This is a genomic window from Serratia sp. CoH_134_PS_4, assembly GCF_058190535.1.
Genome location: NZ_JBXWKI010000037.1, coordinates 1 through 1,131 on the forward strand (window position 1 = coordinate 1; position 1,131 = coordinate 1,131).

Consider the following 1,131-nt stretch of genomic DNA (forward strand, 5'->3'; position numbering starts at 1 on the left):
TGTGAGTTCGATGAGTAGGGCGGGACACGTGACATCCTGTCTGAATATGGGGGGACCATCCTCCAAGGCTAAATACTCCTGACTGACCGATAGTGAACCAGTACCGTGAGGGAAAGGCGAAAAGAACCCCGGCGAGGGGAGTGAAATAGAACCTGAAACCGTGTACGTACAAGCAGTGGGAGCACCTTCGTGGTGTGACTGCGTACCTTTTGTATAATGGGTCAGCGACTTATATTTTGTAGCAAGGTTAACCGTATAGGGGAGCCGTAGGGAAACCGAGTCTTAACTGGGCGAATAGTTGCAAGGTATAGACCCGAAACCCGGTGATCTAGCCATGGGCAGGTTGAAGGTTGGGTAACACTAACTGGAGGACCGAACCGACTAATGTTGAAAAATTAGCGGATGACTTGTGGCTGGGGGTGAAAGGCCAATCAAACCGGGAGATAGCTGGTTCTCCCCGAAAGCTATTTAGGTAGCGCCTCGTGAACTCATCTTCGGGGGTAGAGCACTGTTTCGGCTAGGGGGCCATCCCGGCTTACCAAACCGATGCAAACTCCGAATACCGAAGAATGTTATCACGGGAGACACACGGCGGGTGCTAACGTCCGTCGTGAAGAGGGAAACAACCCAGACCGCCAGCTAAGGTCCCAAAGTCATGGTTAAGTGGGAAACGATGTGGGAAGGCATAGACAGCCAGGATGTTGGCTTAGAAGCAGCCATCATTTAAAGAAAGCGTAATAGCTCACTGGTCGAGTCGGCCTGCGCGGAAGATGTAACGGGGCTAAACCATGCACCGAAGCTGCGGCAGCGACGCTTAGGCGTTGTTGGGTAGGGGAGCGTTCTGTAAGCCGTTGAAGGTGGCCTGTGAGGGTTGCTGGAGGTATCAGAAGTGCGAATGCTGACATAAGTAACGATAAAGCGGGTGAAAAACCCGCTCGCCGGAAGACCAAGGGTTCCTGTCCAACGTTAATCGGGGCAGGGTGAGTCGACCCCTAAGGCGAGGCCGAAAGGCGTAGTCGATGGGAAACAGGTTAATATTCCTGTACTCGGTGTTACTGCGAAGGGGGGACGGAGAAGGCTAGGCTAGCCGGGCGACGGTTGTCCCGGTTTAAGCGTGTAGGGGGAGTGACC

1 rRNA gene (only partly in view) is annotated in these 1,131 nt (G+C 53.7%); it reads left to right on the forward strand.

Features of this window, described 5'->3' with window-relative positions:
• Nucleotides 1–1,131 (forward strand): 23S ribosomal RNA (locus tag AC2FCQ_RS24585) (its annotated part continues 1,504 nt past the right edge of the window); the annotation flags it as partial.